This window comes from Petroclostridium xylanilyticum, assembly GCF_002252565.1.
In the GTDB taxonomy this organism is placed as follows: Bacteria; Bacillota; Clostridia; order SK-Y3; family SK-Y3; genus Petroclostridium; species Petroclostridium xylanilyticum.
Map to the genome: position 1 here is coordinate 276769 of NZ_NPML01000029.1, position 16302 is coordinate 293070.

Genomic DNA, 16302 nt, shown 5'->3' on the forward strand with positions numbered 1-16302 from the left:
TGGGGTGAATGTTGTATGCTTGAACTAATTTTAATACGCCACGGAGAAACAGATAGCAATATTAAAGGTACGCATTTAGGCTGGACGGATATACCGCTTAATGAGCAGGGGATTAAACAAGCAGAGCACATTGCAAATCTTTTAAAAAATGAGCCAATTGACCAGGTATATTCAAGCCCTTTAAAACGGGCAATGCAAACTGCACATGCAATCAATAAATACCATGGAAAAAATATTATTAATTTAGATGCAATAAAAGAGCGGAATTTTGGAATATGGGAAGACCTTATTTATGATGAAATAAAGGAAAAGCATAGAGAACTTCATGACAAGTGGGTTAAGGACTGGATTGACTTTAAGATTCCAAAAGGCGAGAGTGCCAGAGAAACCTTTGAAAGGGTAACAGCAGCAGTAGATGAAATTATTAATAAGCATCAGGAAGGTAAAGTTGTAATTGTGACCCACCTTGGAAGCATAAGAAATATTATTGCTTATTTATTAGGTATGACCATTGAAGGCAGCTGGCGCTTTAGAGTATTGAACGGGAGTGCTGCCAGAATCCAGATAAGTGATGGTTACGCGGTTTTAACATCACTTAATGAGAAATAGGTGTATAATAATCTGTAAAGAATAGCAGAAAATAAAGAAATAAAGCAGCTTTGAAGAGTAAAAATTTTTCGAGTTAATAAGCCTCATCAACACAAGGATTTTGATAAAATAGAAATAGACGTAAATAACTATTTTATCGTAAAGGGGCTAAAAAGATAATGACAAGAAAAGAAAAAAGACAGTTAAGTACAGAGAGTAAAGCTTTCAGATGCCATAAGGTACAAGGATACTATTTTAGCAAGCCGTTACCCTATGAGGAAGTATTGAAGTTTCTACGGGAACACTGAGACTTTAACAGAGAAACTACATATAACTAAAAAGTTGAAGCACGGGGGATGGGCGCATTTAATATTTTTGAAGAATATTATGGAAAGAACGTTGCGGAAAGGTTTAGAGCCTGTTAATAATATTCTTCAAAAATAAAATATACGCCCTGGGGGTATTTCTGTGCTTTTATGATGTCATTTTATCTCTGCAAGTAATTATAAATCATTACAGCAGCTTCAGCTCTGGTTAATTTATCCTTGGGGTTAAAATAGCCATTGTTTCCATTTATTATTTTAAGCCCGTTGGCAATTACAACATATCCAATCAAATCAGCATTTATTTTATCTGCATCTTTGAAGTTGCAATAGTAAATTCCTTTAATATCAGCAACCTTATCATATTTTAAGGCCCTTATGATAAACTTGACACTGTCTTCTCTGGTTAACGTTGAATCAGGAGATTTCTCATTTTCTTTTACAATACCTTCTCTAATTAAAAAACTGTACATTTCATCTATATCTTTATTGCTGCCATTAGAGGCCGGGTACGGTCCGTAATAATTCAATGTTTTTGAAAGAAGGCGGAAAAAATCTTTCTGACTAACCTCCTGGTCAGGCTTAAATTCCGTACCTTCCAGTGCAATACCATATTCAGCCAGTGCTATTATCTGCTTTTCAGCGAAACTGCCGGAAATATCCGTGTACTCAACAGGTTTATTTTCTTTATAGGGCTTTCCATCATAATCCAGTATTATACCTGTATTCGCATCAAACAATAAAGGTTTATCTTGTTTTACACTGTATACAAGCTTTACTTCAGTTTTTCGGTTTGAATAGTCGGGAGGAACAATTTTTGAAGTTAACTCATCAGTATATGTTACTTTATACTGCAGTTCCAGGCCGATTTCTTTAAACATTTTCTCATATACATGATCTAAAGAAACAGCTTTATCTACTGATGGAAAGTCCAAGTCAAACCAGGTCATGTCAAAATTGATAATTTTTCCGTTTACAGCATCGTAGCTTACCATTATCGAATTGTTAGGGAACAGGACACCGTTCACTTTTCTTGTATATCTAAAGCTGTACTGGGTAGGTTTTTCATTCGCCGCATAAGGGATATAACGATTAATATCACTGTCATCATATTCAACAGTGCTGAATTTGTCAGGATAGAGCTCCTTTAAGAATTTCTCAACAGCTGCTTTGGAAGCTGCTTCATCAAATTTTGCTGCATCGCCATCCTTGTAAGAGGTATTCCTATAAAAGCCTCTAATTTCACCGGTTCTGGCATCAAGCCTGACACTTAAGTATTGATATTCATCATTTTTATCTTTTGGTTCTTTAACAAAATGAAGATACCACGTGAAATCTTTTTTTAATGGCCAATCTCGTGAAAGATTTGCGTTGTTTAATTTAAAATCATCGGTTAATTCCAATATTTTATAACTTCTCGTTTTTCTTTCGGCATCTTCTTTGCTGAGCAATTTAGAAATTTCTTCAACTGCCTTTAGTTCTTCAGGAGAGAGTGCTGGCTGTTCTGCCTTGGCTTCAGATGCCATTTTCCTCTTCATATTATATTCGGCGCCGCCGCGGCCATCTGCATAGTAGTAAATAGGGCTGATATTTATTTTTTCTCCTGTGAAAGCATCTATACAGTAGTTGGAATTGTATTTGGGTGCATAGGCAGCATAAGCCTTTACCATGTCACTGTCAACGGTATAATCATATATAAGTCTCAGGCCTAGTTTTTCTTTATAGGCTTTCTGTGCTTCTTCAAGTGATATTGCTTTATCAGCGGCAGGGAAAGCCAAATTCTTTAACCAATTATATTGATAGCCTTGTACATCTCCGGTTTCACGGTTTACTTCCACAAATATATTATTAGCATCAAAAGGGATGCCGTTTACCATTCTAATAAAATTGAAGTAATAGGCAACTTCCATCAGCGAGTTTTGTTGATGATTATCTACAAGCTTTACCTGAGACAAAGCATCAGGATTAATCTTTTTGATAAATTCTTCTGCTTTAACCTTGGCTTCCTGTCTGCTTACCGCAGGGAGTTTTCTTTGATTATAATCATAAGGTCTGTAATAATAGTAACTTAATATAGTTCCCTGGTCGTCTATTCTGACACTTATACTGCCGTCATTCCCGTTTTTACTGTTCCAACTTAAATACCAAACCTGTCTGTCGTCTTCAGTAATGACGTTATAGTTAAATTCAGTAAAACTGTCAGGAATAGAGAGCTTTCCTTTAGCAGCTTTAATGGCCTCTTGCAGGCCTTTGTCACCTTCCGCAAAAACTTGAGAAGGTATTAGTACGGTAACTAAAATGAATAGTGTTACAAATAGGGCAATTTTTCTCTTCAATTTTATCACCTCTTGATAAATTTTATAATTTACACATATAGACTTAGATATTCTCAAAAAGTTCCATTATATAGCTGAATTTTTTAATGCAAAACCAAATTACCAGTAAAAAATTTTATTCTATCTGTCGAAGGCTGTCGAACAAAAGTTTGGGTTTTAAGAAGGAAATTTTATACATATGTAGAATTTTAATATATAATAGGGATTTGTAGGTGCTGAACAAAGATTATGCAAGATATGTACCATAAATTAACATAAAAATTTTTGAATTGGTTAGCAGGAATAGATATGAAAAAAGAAAAGCGTAAAGAAATTCTCTTTATCAATATCTAATAGATGGGGGTGGTCTGATATTCCTGAAAATAAAGAAAAGTTATATCCTCTTATAATCCTTGAGCAGCATAAAGAAGAATTATTGAGGTGGAGTAGACTTAATATTAGGCCAAAAGAAATTTCCAGAAGATTGCGGGCGTATGGAATAGAAATATCTCCTATGACAATAAAATATTGGCTTAAATTAAAAAAAAGTAAAAATCTCCCGGATTTAAAGAAGTAATTTTAGTTTTACTTTACAAAAAATAAATCATTAAAGTGAATATTTATAGATTTGTTTGAGGTAAAATGGGTATATATATATATATATAAAGATTAAGAATTATATATTTACTGATAATGATTTTACATGGCAGATAAAGTCAATAAGTTCACGGTTCACAGTAAAAGCTGTTAAATCGTTTACTACTGTGAACTGAGAACTGTTAACTGTGAACTATATAGTTAAGAGATTAGACTTAATTGCAATTTAACCTTTTTATTTAAACTTTTTTTAAATTTTAACATTAATAGAAGATGACTGGTAGATGGGGTGAAAATTTTATGGACGCTTGGAAAGGTTTTAATAAAGGAAATTGGAATTCTGAGATTGATGTTAGAGATTTTATTATTAAAAATGTAACTCCTTATGAAGGAGATGACAGTTTTCTTGTCGGGCCTACTGGAAAGACAAAAAAAATTTGGACCAAGATCACCGAGTTGTTGGAAGAAGAAAGGAAAAGAGGTGGGACATTGGCGGTAGATGGACATACAATATCTACCATTACCTCTCATCGACCTGGGTATATTGACAAAGAAAATGAAATAATTGTCGGATTGCAGACGGATGCACCGTTAAAAAGAGCCATTATGCCTTTTGGGGGGATAAGGATGATTCTTAAAGGGTGCGAGGCATATGGATGTGAAATAGATCCGGATGTTATAGAAATTTTTACGAAATATAGAAAAACTCATAATGATGCGGTTTATGACGTATATACTCCCGAAATGAGAAGAGCGAAGAAGGCTGGCATTATTACCGGATTGCCCGATGCCTATGGTAGAGGAAGAATCATTGGTGACTACCGCAGGGTTCCATTGTACGGTGTAGATTTTCTTATCAAGGAAAAAGAAGAAGAAAAAGCAATGATGGAATACGACTTTTTTGATGAAAAAGCTACCCGGGAAAGGGAAGAGGTAACCGAACAGATAAAAGCTCTCCATGAGTTAAAAGAAATGGCAAAAAGCTATGGATTTGATATATCCATGCCGGCAGCCAATGCAAAAGAAGCGGTACAGTGGCTATATTTGGCTTATCTTGCAGCAGTAAAAGAACAAAACGGTGCCGCTATGAGCTTGGGAAGAGTTTCTACTTTCCTTGACATATATATTGAAAGGGATTTAAAAGAAGGAAAAATAACCGAAGAAGAAGCGCAGGAACTCATTGACCAATTTGTTATCAAGCTGAGGATTGTAAGGTTCTTACGTACTCCAGAGTATGACAGGCTGTTTAGCGGAGATCCTACCTGGGTAACTGAATGTATTGGCGGTATGGGCCTTCATGGAAAAACTCTGGTGACCAAAACATCCTTCAGATTTTTGAATACATTATATAATTTAGGCCCTGCACCCGAACCGAATATGACTGTACTCTGGTCAGTAAATCTGCCGGAGAATTTCAAAAAATTCTGTGCCAAGGTGTCTATAGATACCAGTTCCATCCAATATGAAAGTGATGACATTATGAGAAGGCATTACGGAGACGACTATGGAATTGCCTGCTGTGTATCAGCGATGAGATTGGGTAAACAGATGCAGTTCTTTGGGGCAAGGTGTAATCTTGCAAAGGCATTGCTATATGCAATTAACGGCGGCCGTGATGAAATGACCGGTATTCAGGTGGGACCAAAGTTTGCTCCCATTAAGTCGGAATACCTGGATTATGATGAAGTGATGGAGAGATTTAATACAATTTTGGATTGGGTAGCAAGGTTATACATCAATACACTCAATATGATCCATTATATGCATGATAAATATGCCTATGAGAGAATACAGATGGCATTACATGATCGAGAAATTTTAAGGACAATGGCTTGTGGAATAGCAGGGTTATCCGTTGTTACTGATTCTTTAAGCGCAATCAAATATGCAAAAGTAAAAACCATTAGAAATGAAGAAGGTATTGTGGTAGACTATGAAGTGGAAGGAGATTACCCCAAGTTTGGAAATAACGATGAGCGTGTAGACAGCATAGCGACCTATGTGGTTAAAATGTTTATGAATAAATTAAGAAAACAGAGGACCTACAGGGATTCCATACCTACATTGTCTATTTTGACAATTACATCTAATGTTGTTTACGGTGAGAAAACCGGAAATACTCCAGACGGAAGAAAAGCGGGTGAACCCCTTGCGCCAGGAGCAAATCCTATGCACGGCAGGGATATAAAAGGTGCTTTGGCAGTATTAAGCTCTATTGCAAAGCTGCCCTATGAATATGCGCAGGATGGTATCTCCTATACCTTCTCCATTATTCCAAAAGCGCTGGGTAAAAATACAGAAGATAGAATTGGCAATCTTAAAGCCTTGTTGGACGGATATTTCAGCAAAGGCGGACATCATATCAATGTAAATGTATTTGAAAGAGAAATGTTACTGGATGCAATGGAACACCCTGAGAAATATCCGCAACTTACTATAAGAGTTTCCGGATATGCGGTGAATTTTATAAAGCTGACAAGAAAGCAGCAGTTGGATGTAATTAACAGGACGTTTCATCAGAAGATTTAATTAATGGGGAACTATTCTTTAAAGCTAAAATATACGCCCATTCATATCACGTGGGGGTGAAAATATGAGTGAACCAATCAAAGGTAGAATACATTCTATAGAAACTTTCGGTACCGTTGACGGTCCGGGGATTAGATTCGTTGTCTTTATGCAGGGGTGTCCTTTGAGGTGTTTGTACTGTCATAATAGGGATACATGGAACCCCAAAGGCGGTAGGGAAGTTACAGTAGATGAAATCATTGAAGATTTAAAAGGATATATGGAATTTATAAAATTCTCTGGAGGCGGTATTACTGTTACCGGTGGAGAACCAACACTCCAGGCACAGTTTGTAACAGAGTTATTCAAAAGATGTAAAGAGCTTGGAGTGCATACTGCATTGGATACTTCCGGTTTTGCAAATATAGAGAAGGTAAAGGAACTTTTACAGTATACCGACTTAGTGCTGCTGGATATAAAGCAGGCTATTGGAGACAAGCACAAAGTGCTTACCGGTGTAGGTAATGAAAAAATTCAAGCTTTTGCGCGATACCTTTCCGAACAGGGTATTGCTGCATGGATAAGGTATGTTTTGGTACCCGGCTATACCGATGGAGAAGACGATCTTGCAGCAGCAGCTGACTTCATAGGGGAATTGAAGAATGTTAAAAGAATAGATGTGCTTCCATACCACTCGATGGGAGAATACAAGTGGGAGAAGCTCGGGGAAAAATATCCCCTGCATGGTGTAGAATCGCCTAGCCAGGAACAGGTAGAGAGGGCAAAGAAAATTTTGGAGAGCAAGCTTTACTTTTAGGTGTATAAATTAAAAGTGAAGAATATTATTCCTAATTTCCTTTGTTTTCATTAAATACGCCCTTTACTTTTGATATGAGATTATATATTATATAGTAAAGTGAACAAATGATGAACAGGTAGGAAAGGGGCGTGGGCATTGTGGAAGAAATCCTAAAGGAAATTTTGAATAAAATTTCTGGCTTGGAACAAAGATTTGATGGCCTAGAACAAAGATTTGATGGCCTAGAACAAAGATTGGATGGCCTAGAACAAAGATTTGATGGCCTAGAACAAAGATTGGATGGCCTAGAACAAAGATTTGATGGCCTAGAACAAAGATTTGATGGTCTAGAACAAAGATTTGGCGGCTTGGAGCAAAGAATTGATGGTCTGGAACAAAGGTTTGGCGGCTTAGAGCAGGAGGTTGGGGGACTAAAACAGGAAGTTGGAGACTTAAAGCAGCAAGTAGATGATAGGTTTAGAGAGGTTAATGCACGTTTGGACAAGCTGGATAAGAACATGCAGGCAGTTTATGAACAGGTGGCGGATAATACAGAGCGGCATACAGAAACAATGGAAAAACTTACGCAGATCGAACGGGCTGTAGATTTTTTAGCAAATAAGGAATTTGAGAATGAAAAAGAAATATTCTTTATTAAACGCAGGATGGGATAGATGTGATAAGGCAGTGGTTTTATTCACTGCCTTTAAAATTTAAAAGCGACCTTAAGACATTCATTGTTCTTTTTATCAATAGCTGTCCTTATACCCTGCCTATAATCATCGATTCTAAAGATATGGGTGACCATATTTCTTACATCAAGTTTTCTGTCCCTTAAAAAATTCAAGGCAATTTTATAAGCCTTTTCTGTTTTTCCGTCTTGGTAAAGTTCTGTGCTATAATACATGGAACCGGTTACTTTCAATTCTTTAAACCATACAGGAGTCCAATCTACTTTTTTAGGGTAGCTGGCCAATCCCACCAAAATCATGGTTCCTCTGGCACGGGTAAATTTCAATGACTCATCTATCGATGAAGAAGAACCAACGCAATCAAAAACTTTATCGAATCCGCCCAGCATAAACCGTTTGCCCAGGATAGGCTGATATAATTCGCCATTGGTAATTTTCTTGAATTCATCATAATAATCCGTATTTCTGGTGTATATAATTCTATCTGCTCCCATTTTCTGCGCTATTTTTCCTTGAAAAGGGTATTTTGCCATAACTGTAATATCACATTTGCTTCCTAAAGCACGTATACAGCCAATCACCAGCAATCCTATCACTCCGCTGCCCACAACCAATACTTTTTCATTATCGCCAGGGAAATTATTCATTACCGGGTGTAAGGCGGAACAGATGGGATCTATCATTACTGCTTCTTCATTTGTTACATGATCAGGAACCTTATACAGATGGGACTGGTGGGCAACATAGTATTCTCCCCAGCTTCCACCCGTATCCCTGCAGAACCCAATACTGATTCCCGGAGCAACAGGCGGTTTAGTAATGTTTTCACATAAAGAATAGTTTCCCTTTTCACAGTTTGTACACGGTTGGGAGACTTGTCTGGTGTCACAGGATAGCAAAGGATCTGCCACCACCCTATCTCCAATGTCAAATCCCTTTACATTTTTTCCTTTTTCTACAATAATGCCAAGGTTTTCATGCCCTATTACGAAAGGAAAAGATACAAAGGGAGATGTAGAAGGACTATCATGCAATAGTATCATATTTAAATCGCTTCCACAGATGCCGCCGTAAAGGGTTTTAATTTTTACCCAATCTTCACTGGGCAAAGCAGGAGCGTCAATTTCTTTTAATGCAATGCAGGATAGGGGAGAATGATAAAGGTCTTTATGGATGGCTCCCAATACCATTGTTGTCAAATACTTTGGAATAGATGCATCAAACACAACTGCTTTCATCAAAGTGCCTCCTTTAGAACTCAGAGTCGGGAACCCCTTCAAGAATTTTTACCACTTTAAACTTCTTTTTATTTTTCATTTCATATTCTTCAAACTCTTTTAGAGCTTCATATAAAGAAGTTGCTTTATCAGAAGCAAAAAGTAAAGTATATGTTTTTGGTTTTTCATCGTGCTGGAAATCTTCATAACCCATAAAATAAAACTTAGCGTTTGTTTTCATAGAATCACCTGCTTATTTACTACTATGATATTATTTTAAAACATTCTAAGTGAGAATGTAATTGTGATAATACATCAAACTTATATCATATTTTTAACAAAAATGTAGAGAAATAGACGTGATTAAGACAATATTTATGCAATATTACCATTTTTTTAGCGACTTGCCTGCTATATGAAACACACTAAAAACATTACATACGGGCACGTAAGAAGGAATACGGCTTGGGGACGGTTCGTCTGTCGCATTTCTGGCCAGTCGTGTAAAATACTTAGTGTGTTCTATATAATATAACATATTATTAAAGCGTCTTGGATAATTTAACATTGAAATATAACGCAAAGTGTTATATTATAGTATATACATGTGTAAATACATGTGAATAGACAAGGGGAGTTTATTATGAAGGAAATCATAAATAGGATAGAGTGCCTAAAAAGACAGAAAAACGCGGTTATCCTGGCGCATAACTATCAGATTCCGGAAGTACAAGATATTGCGGATTTTGTAGGAGATTCCTTTGCGCTTAGCAAGAAAGCAAAAGAAATGACATGCGATATAATTGTGTTTTGTGGAGTCCATTTCATGGCTGAGAGTGCAAAAATTTTAAGTCCGGAAAAAACTGTGTTATTGCCTGCCCGGGATGCGGGATGTCCTATGGCTGAAATGATAACTGCTGAGGATGTGGCAGAGTTAAGAAAACAATACCCCGATGCAGCAGTAATTTGTTATGTAAATTCTTCAGCAGAAGTGAAGGCAGTTAGTGATATATGCTGTACTTCATCCAACGCATTAAAGGTGGTACGGTCGGTGCCTAACAGAAGAATTATTTTTATTCCTGATGAGAATTTGGGAAATTATGTAGCACAGCAGGTTCCGGATAAAGAAATAATCTTATTCAATGGTTTTTGCACAACTCATAAAAGGGTAAAGGTAGATGAGGTAGATGCAGCAAAGAGGGTGCTGCCAGATGCAAAACTGCTTATTCATCCTGAATGTACACCAGAAGTTGTTAAAAAAGCTGACTTTGTGGGAAGTACTGCACAGATCATAGATTATGCAACCAACTCCGATGACAAAGAATTTATTATTGGCACCGAACAAGGGATTATGCATTGGCTGCAAAAAAATAATCCCGGCAAGAAATTCTATCTTCTTTCACAAAAACTAATATGCCCAAACATGAAAAAGACAACACTGAAAGAAGTGCTAAATTCTTTGGAGAATATGACATATGAAATAAAGCTTAGCCAAGAGGAAATAAGCAGGGCATATAGCTCTCTTAATAAAATGTTAAATGTAGGCTAAGTATGTTATCTATATATAACACTAAATATATAACACTAAATATATAACACTAAGTATGTTACATTATTGTTATTTTGTTCACGGTTCACAGTTCTCAGTTCACAGAAATTAGCCAAGAAAATCCTGTGAACCGTGAACTGTGAACTAAAATAGACAATGTAAAGTACTTAGTAATACTTATATAGATTAAAAGGTTAATAAATAATTTTAGGAGAGAGAGCCGTGAGAAGATTTGCATTCTATGGTAAAATAGAAGCATTAGAAAAGGTTTATTGTGATGTTGTAATCATAGGAAGTGGAATTGCCGGACTTTATACTGCATTCAATATTGATGGCAAATTGTCTTGTACTGTTTTGTCCAAAGGGAAAATAGACGGCTGCAGTTCGTATCTTGCACAGGGGGGGATTGCGGCAGTGGTGCAGGATGATGATAAGTTTGAACTTCATTATAATGATACGTTATATGCCGGTGCAGGAATATGTAACGCAGAAGCTGTAAAAGTACTTGTAAGTGAAGGACCGCAGGATATTCAGAGGCTGATATCTGCCGGGGTTCATTTTGATGCTGATGATAGCGGCCGTTTGCACGCAACAAGGGAAGGCGGACATACAAAAAACAGAATTCTCCACTGCGGAGGAGATTCTACAGGCCGGGAAGTTGAAAAAACACTTTTTTCTCTTGTTGCAACCAAATCAAATGTAACTTTGAAAGAGAATACTTTTTTAGTTGATATTGTTACCCATGAAGGAAAGGCTGCCGGGGTAGTAGTATATGATGAGGGTTATAAATTATATATATCACCCAATGTAGTGATATGCTCGGGTGGGATCGGGCAGGTTTATAAATATACCACCAACCCTGCAGGGGCAACAGGGGATGGAATCGCAGCGGCAATAAGAGCCGGAGCCCGGGTTGAAAATATGGAGTTTGTGCAGTTCCATCCTACCGCTTTATTTCATCAGGGTACAGGTGAGAGATATTTTCTTATTTCCGAAGCGGTTAGAGGGGAAGGGGGAATATTACGGAACCAGAGGGGCGAGCGCTTTATGCCTGCGCGGCATCCTATGGGAGACCTGGCGCCAAGGGACATTGTAGCCAGGGAAATATTCAGGGAAATCAGAAAAAGTAGTATTCCCTATGTTTATTTAGATATCACTTCCAAGTCCCAGCAGTATCTTTCACAGCGTTTTCCAACCATATACAAGGAATGCGAAAGACGGGGGATAGATATGGCCAAGCAGTTTATCCCGGTGTGTCCGGTACAGCACTATTTTATGGGAGGGATCAGGACAGATTTAAATGGAATGAGTAGTATCCCAGGATTATATGCATGCGGGGAAGCTGCATGCACAGGAGTACATGGGGCAAACCGCTTGGCAAGCAACTCATTGCTCGAATGTTTAGTTTTTGGGAGAAGATGTGCAGAGCATATCAACGGTACCCAGCGGGATATGCCGGACTATCCGGTAAACTTTGAAGAAAAGTATGAATATAAAGAAATAAATGTTTCTGACATAAAAGAAAAGATAAAAGATACCATGAATGAAAAGGGAGGTATTATCAGAAATAAAAAAGAGCTTGAGACAGGATTGGAAGTAATAGATGAAATATTACTGCAGCTTCAAAATATATATTTACCTACACAAGAGCACATAGAAATATTTAATATGGCTATAGTAGCACAACATATACTGGCTGCGGCATTGAAGAGAAAAGAATGTATAGGAGCTCATTATAGAGATGATGTTATAAATCATGAGGAGGTTAAAATATGTTAAATATAGGCATGGTAGATGAAATCATTTCAAAAGCGTTGTCTGAAGATATTGGTACAGGAGATATTACCACCGCAAGCACTATACCGAAGGATCAAAAAATAAGTGGGAAATTTATAGCAAAAGAAGCCGGTGTTATATGCGGGCTGGAGGTAGTAAAAAAAGTATTTGAAAAGATAGATGGGGAAATCATTATGATTCCTCATGTAACTGATGGAGAGAGGGTAAATAAAGGGGATTTGATTGCAGAGATAAAAGGCCCGGCGGTAGGTGTTCTGACTGGAGAACGGGTGGCACTTAATTTTCTTCAAAGATTATCCGGGATTTCTACTAAGACTGCACAGTTGCTTGAAGAGGTCAAAGGAACAAAAGCAAAAATTACTGATACAAGAAAGACTACCCCAGGCCTTAGGGTGTTAGAAAAATATGCAGTAAGAGTAGGAGGAGGGGTCAATCACCGGTTTAATCTTTCCGATGGTATATTAATAAAAGATAACCATATCAAGGCTGCCGGAAGCATAACAAATGCAATTGCTGCAGCGAGAAAAAATGCTCCTCATACTTTAAAAATAGAAGTAGAGGTGGAGAGTATGGAACAAATAGAAGAGGCACTGGAGGCAGGAGCAGACATTATCATGCTGGATAATATGGGCACGGAAGAGATGAAGAAAGCAGTCGCCAGAATTAATGGCCGTGCATTGGTTGAGGCCTCCGGAAATATGGGTGAAAAAGATTTAAGAGAAGTTGCCGATACAGGGGTGGACTTAATTTCCGTTGGTGCATTAACCCACACCGTAAAGGCGATGGACATAAGTTTAAGGTTTGAATAAATAAAATTTTTTTCCTCGCTTGCAATCATCCGGCAGCATCTGGACAGGCAAAATATTGAATACTTCTATCAATTGCCTGATAATATATGGAATATTTCAGATTCTATGATTTCATCACTGATATAAATATGATAAATAATATTAGAAATGGAGAGTGTAACATATGGAATTTGTGGTTGACTGTCTGGGAGATATCTGTCCTATTCCAAGTATTAAGGCATATGAAAAATTTAAAGCAATTAATAAGAATGATACGATAAAGATTATTACGGATCACAGCTGCTCTTGTAAAAACATAATAGAAAGGTTTCAGAACCTAAATTGTATAATTTCTCAGACAGAACCAATCCCCGGCGTATGGGAAATCTATATCACTAAAACCTAGGTTCGTTTTAGCAAAAGCTTTCCCTGCCGTATTTTTTTATGTATTCAATAAAACTGTTTACATATTTTTCTTTTTCCTTAGCTTTCTGATATATCATTGAAAACTGGCACGTAAGTTCAACATCTTTAAGATATATTATTTTCAATATCCCGGCGTACAGTTCTTTTTTTACTGAAACATAGGGAAGGACTGCCATGCTTTGACCAGCTATTACAGATGATTTAATGGATTCGATAGATTCCAGTTCTATTTCTACATTTAATTCTGCAGGTTTTATTCCAATTGAGCTTATAGCTTCGTTAAAGACTTTTCTAATGCTGCAGATATTAGGTGTTAGTATAAGGGGCAGTGGTTTTAGCTGATGTAGACCAATTTCATGAATATGACTAAACTTAGAGTTGACGGCACATACAAGGACAAGCTTGTTTTCAGCTATCGGGTCACAAGCTATATTAGGTACATTTGTATATCCCTCAATAAAGCCTAAATCGGCGGTTTTATTCTGAATATCAGTTATGACACTGTCAGTATTGGTGCTTTTAACAGATATTTTTACATCATTGTGCTGTTTTTTGTAAATATACAGGGTGCAAGGAAGAGAATACAGGGCAACACTGGCGCAGGAAGAGATTTTTATCTCATGAATATTTGATTTTTGCAGCACAGAGAGCTCGTTATTCATGTTTTCATAAAGAGATAAAAAAGTTTCTGCATACTTATAGACGATTTTACCTGCTTCGGTTAGATTTACCCCTTTATTGCTTCTAATAAGCAGCTGAGTACCAATATTTTTCTCCAGTGCTTTCAGCTGCTGGCTTAGTGCTGACTGGGTAAGGTGCAAGGTCTTTGCAGCTTGAGATACGCTACTTAATAAAACGGTTTGGTAAAAGGATTTCAAATACTCAATATTCACAAGCAATTTTCTCCCTTCAATGGCATATTGCTACAAATACATTATATCTCTTTACTTGATTTATATCAATTAAATTATTATTTATAGATAAATAATAATTTAATTGATATTTTTATTAGTTTTTTTGCTAATATTAAATAGTCTAATGCAGTATTAATATATCTAATGACTTTTCTGGTATGTTTTCATGTATAATAAAAATGTAAATGTACTTAAGTGCGCACGAGTATGTTATTATTTTAACAATTATTTGGGGGGTGAAAGTATGGTAGAGGTATCCACCACGACATCAATTAGAAGGCCAGCAAGAAAGATTAAAAAAAACCAGCTGCCTTATGGAATTATTTTACTAGTCGTTCTTGTTGGAATAGGTATAGGTTTAGCAGCAGTTTCAACAAAGGTAGCAACGTTCTGGGTTTTTGGTATCGCTTTTGGCTTCACACTTCAAAGAGCACGGTTCTGTTTCACAGCTTCTTTACGTGATCCGATGCTCACAGGGAGCACATCTCTTACAAGGGCGGTTATTATTGCATTTGTGATAGCAACTATAGGTTTTACGGCAATCCAATACGCTGCAGTTTCCAAAGGAGCTCCGCCACCAGGAAATATAAGCCCTGTAGGTATTCACATAGTTATTGGTGCCACTATGTTTGGTATTGGCATGGTTATTGCGGGAGGATGTGCTTCCGGTACTTTAATGAGAGTTGGAGAAGGCTTTGCTATGCAGATGCTTTCACTGGTGTTCTTTTGTATAGGATCATTGTGGGGGGCTCATGATTTTGGTTGGTGGAAGACAGTTTCCATTTCAAAATCTAAGCCTGTGTTTCTTCCAGATATTTTCGGATGGATGGGTGCGCTGTTTATACAGTTGATTGTATTAGGTGCGTTGTATATTTTAGCGGACTGGTTTGAAAACCGCAAAAGAATGAAAGAAAATTTAGAGAATAATAATTCAACGAAAGGATGATTTAATTGGCTGAATATAAATTAGACTGTTTAGGGGAAGCTTGTCCCGTACCTTTGATCAAAACACAGAAGAAAATTGCAACATTAAATATAGGAGATGTACTTGTCGTACATATTGATCATAGCTGTGCAATGAAGAATGTACCTGAATGGGCCAGAAAAGAAGGGTATAACGTTGAACTGGAAGAGGTAGATGACGGAGAATGGGAAGTGTATATTGAAAAGACAAAATAAAAGTATTTGTTAGATATTATAACTGGGGGGGACAGCGTGAAGATTCAGGAGAATATTTATTATAAAAAATTTTTGAAGGATCCTTGGTCCTACACGGCAGGAGCAGTTATACTGGCTTTGCTGAATATTACTCTGTTTGCTTTTTCAGGAAAGCCCTGGGGTGTTACGACAGCTTTTTCGTATTGGGGAGCATGGGTTTATCAAACACTTGGTGGGAAAGTAAATGATTGGGTGTATTTTAACAATACTGCTCATGGGAAGGCGCTTGCCGAAGGTTTTATGGCAGATGCCGGTTCATGGCAAAACATTGGAATCATACTAGGAGCCTTATTAGCTACTCTTTTAGCATCTCAATTTAAATTCAAAATGATTAAATCATACAAACAGGTTATAGCAGCAATACTTGGAGGATTGCTAATGGGGTATGGCGCTAGAATTGCTTTTGGATGTAACGTTGGGGCATTTTTCAGTGGCGTTGCATCTATGTCTCTGCACGGATGGGTATATACTGTATTTATTTTTGCAGGTGCATGGATTGGAAGTAAGCTTCTGGTTAAATATTTTATGTAATATATTTTGAGGCGGCCTAAAGCCGCCTCAAATATTGAAA

Annotated in this window: 16 protein-coding genes; 12 read left to right on the forward strand and 4 right to left on the reverse strand. The window is 37.1% G+C overall.

All coding sequences use genetic code 11. The features are described 5' to 3' along the window. The first annotated feature begins 15 nt into the window (after positions 1-15). Together cobC and CIB29_RS19550 are read left to right on the forward strand one after the other, a co-directional pair. On the forward strand, positions 16-609 hold the full coding sequence (gene cobC / locus CIB29_RS17795) for an alpha-ribazole phosphatase (protein WP_094551990.1): 594 nt from the start codon (positions 16-18) through the stop codon (positions 607-609). Positions 610-767: 158 nt separating this feature from the next. Beyond that, positions 768-896: a hypothetical protein gene (locus tag CIB29_RS19550; protein WP_278335885.1), complete on the forward strand. Its 129-nt coding sequence runs from the start codon at positions 768-770 to the stop codon at positions 894-896. A gap of 179 nt (positions 897-1075) precedes the next feature. Here the strand turns inward: CIB29_RS19550 and CIB29_RS17800 are convergent, their stop codons facing one another. After that, positions 1076-3247 (reverse strand): S-layer homology domain-containing protein, encoded by a 2172-nt coding sequence (locus CIB29_RS17800; RefSeq protein ID WP_094551992.1) that lies wholly within the window; start codon positions 3245-3247, stop codon positions 1076-1078. A gap of 876 nt (positions 3248-4123) precedes the next feature. Here CIB29_RS17800 and pflB point away from each other — a divergent pair. From pflB to CIB29_RS17815, 3 genes are all read left to right on the forward strand, one after another. Beyond that, positions 4124-6352, forward strand: a complete 2229-nt coding sequence (pflB, locus tag CIB29_RS17805) for a formate C-acetyltransferase (RefSeq protein WP_094551994.1) — start codon at positions 4124-4126, stop codon at positions 6350-6352. Positions 6353-6416: 64 nt separating this feature from the next. After that, positions 6417-7148, forward strand: coding sequence for a pyruvate formate-lyase-activating protein (gene pflA / locus CIB29_RS17810; protein ID WP_094551995.1), 732 nt, complete (start codon positions 6417-6419; stop codon positions 7146-7148). A 140-nt stretch (positions 7149-7288) separates the two neighbouring features. Then, positions 7289-7804 (forward strand): hypothetical protein, encoded by a 516-nt coding sequence (locus CIB29_RS17815; protein WP_094551997.1) that lies wholly within the window; start codon positions 7289-7291, stop codon positions 7802-7804. 32 nt (positions 7805-7836) lie between these two features. On the opposite strand, the gene CIB29_RS17820 is transcribed toward CIB29_RS17815, so the two are convergent. Both CIB29_RS17820 and CIB29_RS17825 read right to left on the reverse strand, forming a co-directional pair. Continuing rightward, positions 7837-9060, reverse strand: coding sequence for a zinc-dependent alcohol dehydrogenase (locus tag CIB29_RS17820; protein ID WP_094551999.1), 1224 nt, complete (start codon positions 9058-9060; stop codon positions 7837-7839). Between the two features lie 13 nt (positions 9061-9073). Then, a complete protein-coding gene (locus tag CIB29_RS17825) occupies positions 9074-9280 on the reverse strand; it encodes a hypothetical protein (protein ID WP_094552001.1) in 207 nt (68 codons plus the stop codon). 402 nt (positions 9281-9682) lie between these two features. Here CIB29_RS17825 and nadA point away from each other — a divergent pair, with 402 nt between their 5' ends. The 4 genes from nadA to CIB29_RS17845 all read left to right on the forward strand — a co-directional run bounded on the left by nadA (position 9683) and on the right by CIB29_RS17845 (position 13579). Further along, a complete protein-coding gene (nadA, locus tag CIB29_RS17830) occupies positions 9683-10588 on the forward strand; it encodes a quinolinate synthase NadA (RefSeq protein ID WP_094552003.1) in 906 nt (301 codons plus the stop codon). Positions 10589-10810: 222 nt separating this feature from the next. Then, on the forward strand, positions 10811-12367 hold the full coding sequence (nadB, locus tag CIB29_RS17835) for an L-aspartate oxidase (protein WP_094552005.1): 1557 nt from the start codon (positions 10811-10813) through the stop codon (positions 12365-12367). Then, a complete protein-coding gene (gene nadC, locus CIB29_RS17840) occupies positions 12361-13194 on the forward strand; it encodes a carboxylating nicotinate-nucleotide diphosphorylase (protein ID WP_094552007.1) in 834 nt (277 codons plus the stop codon). The genes nadB and nadC overlap by 7 nt, the downstream gene beginning before the upstream one ends. A gap of 163 nt (positions 13195-13357) precedes the next feature. Continuing rightward, positions 13358-13579 (forward strand): sulfurtransferase TusA family protein, encoded by a 222-nt coding sequence (locus CIB29_RS17845; RefSeq protein WP_094552009.1) that lies wholly within the window; start codon positions 13358-13360, stop codon positions 13577-13579. A gap of 7 nt (positions 13580-13586) precedes the next feature. On the opposite strand, the gene CIB29_RS17850 is transcribed toward CIB29_RS17845, so the two are convergent. Next, positions 13587-14492, reverse strand: a complete 906-nt coding sequence (locus tag CIB29_RS17850) for a LysR family transcriptional regulator (protein WP_157910358.1) — start codon at positions 14490-14492, stop codon at positions 13587-13589. Between the two features lie 265 nt (positions 14493-14757). On the opposite strand from CIB29_RS17850, the gene CIB29_RS17855 reads away from it, so the two are divergent. Genes CIB29_RS17855 through CIB29_RS17865 form a run of 3 tightly spaced genes read left to right on the forward strand, consistent with a single transcriptional unit; the run spans position 14758 to position 16262 of the window. After that, positions 14758-15459, forward strand: coding sequence for a YeeE/YedE thiosulfate transporter family protein (locus CIB29_RS17855; RefSeq protein ID WP_094552014.1), 702 nt, complete (start codon positions 14758-14760; stop codon positions 15457-15459). A gap of 5 nt (positions 15460-15464) precedes the next feature. Continuing rightward, complete coding sequence (locus tag CIB29_RS17860; protein WP_094552017.1) at positions 15465-15692, forward strand: sulfurtransferase TusA family protein; 228 nt, start codon at positions 15465-15467, stop codon at positions 15690-15692. Positions 15693-15728: 36 nt separating this feature from the next. Next, complete coding sequence (locus CIB29_RS17865) at positions 15729-16262, forward strand: YeeE/YedE thiosulfate transporter family protein (protein WP_094552019.1); 534 nt, start codon at positions 15729-15731, stop codon at positions 16260-16262. The last annotated feature ends 40 nt before the right edge of the window (positions 16263-16302 follow it).

What these genes read in the sequence shown, in the direction of transcription:
- cobC (WP_094551990.1), top strand. Translation starts at nt 16, where the DNA reads ATGCTTGAACTAATTTTAATACGCCACGGAGAAACAGATAGCAATATT.
- CIB29_RS19550 (WP_278335885.1), top strand. Translation starts at nt 768, where the DNA reads ATGACAAGAAAAGAAAAAAGACAGTTAAGTACAGAGAGTAAAGCTTTC.
- pflB (WP_094551994.1), top strand. Translation starts at nt 4,124, where the DNA reads ATGGACGCTTGGAAAGGTTTTAATAAAGGAAATTGGAATTCTGAGATT.
- pflA (WP_094551995.1), top strand. Translation starts at nt 6,417, where the DNA reads ATGAGTGAACCAATCAAAGGTAGAATACATTCTATAGAAACTTTCGGT.
- CIB29_RS17820 (WP_094551999.1), bottom strand. Translation starts at nt 9,060, where the DNA reads ATGAAAGCAGTTGTGTTTGATGCATCTATTCCAAAGTATTTGACAACA.
- CIB29_RS17825 (WP_094552001.1), bottom strand. Translation starts at nt 9,280, where the DNA reads ATGAAAACAAACGCTAAGTTTTATTTTATGGGTTATGAAGATTTCCAG.
- nadA (WP_094552003.1), top strand. Translation starts at nt 9,683, where the DNA reads ATGAAGGAAATCATAAATAGGATAGAGTGCCTAAAAAGACAGAAAAAC.
- nadC (WP_094552007.1), top strand. Translation starts at nt 12,361, where the DNA reads ATGTTAAATATAGGCATGGTAGATGAAATCATTTCAAAAGCGTTGTCT.
- CIB29_RS17845 (WP_094552009.1), top strand. Translation starts at nt 13,358, where the DNA reads ATGGAATTTGTGGTTGACTGTCTGGGAGATATCTGTCCTATTCCAAGT.
- CIB29_RS17855 (WP_094552014.1), top strand. Translation starts at nt 14,758, where the DNA reads ATGGTAGAGGTATCCACCACGACATCAATTAGAAGGCCAGCAAGAAAG.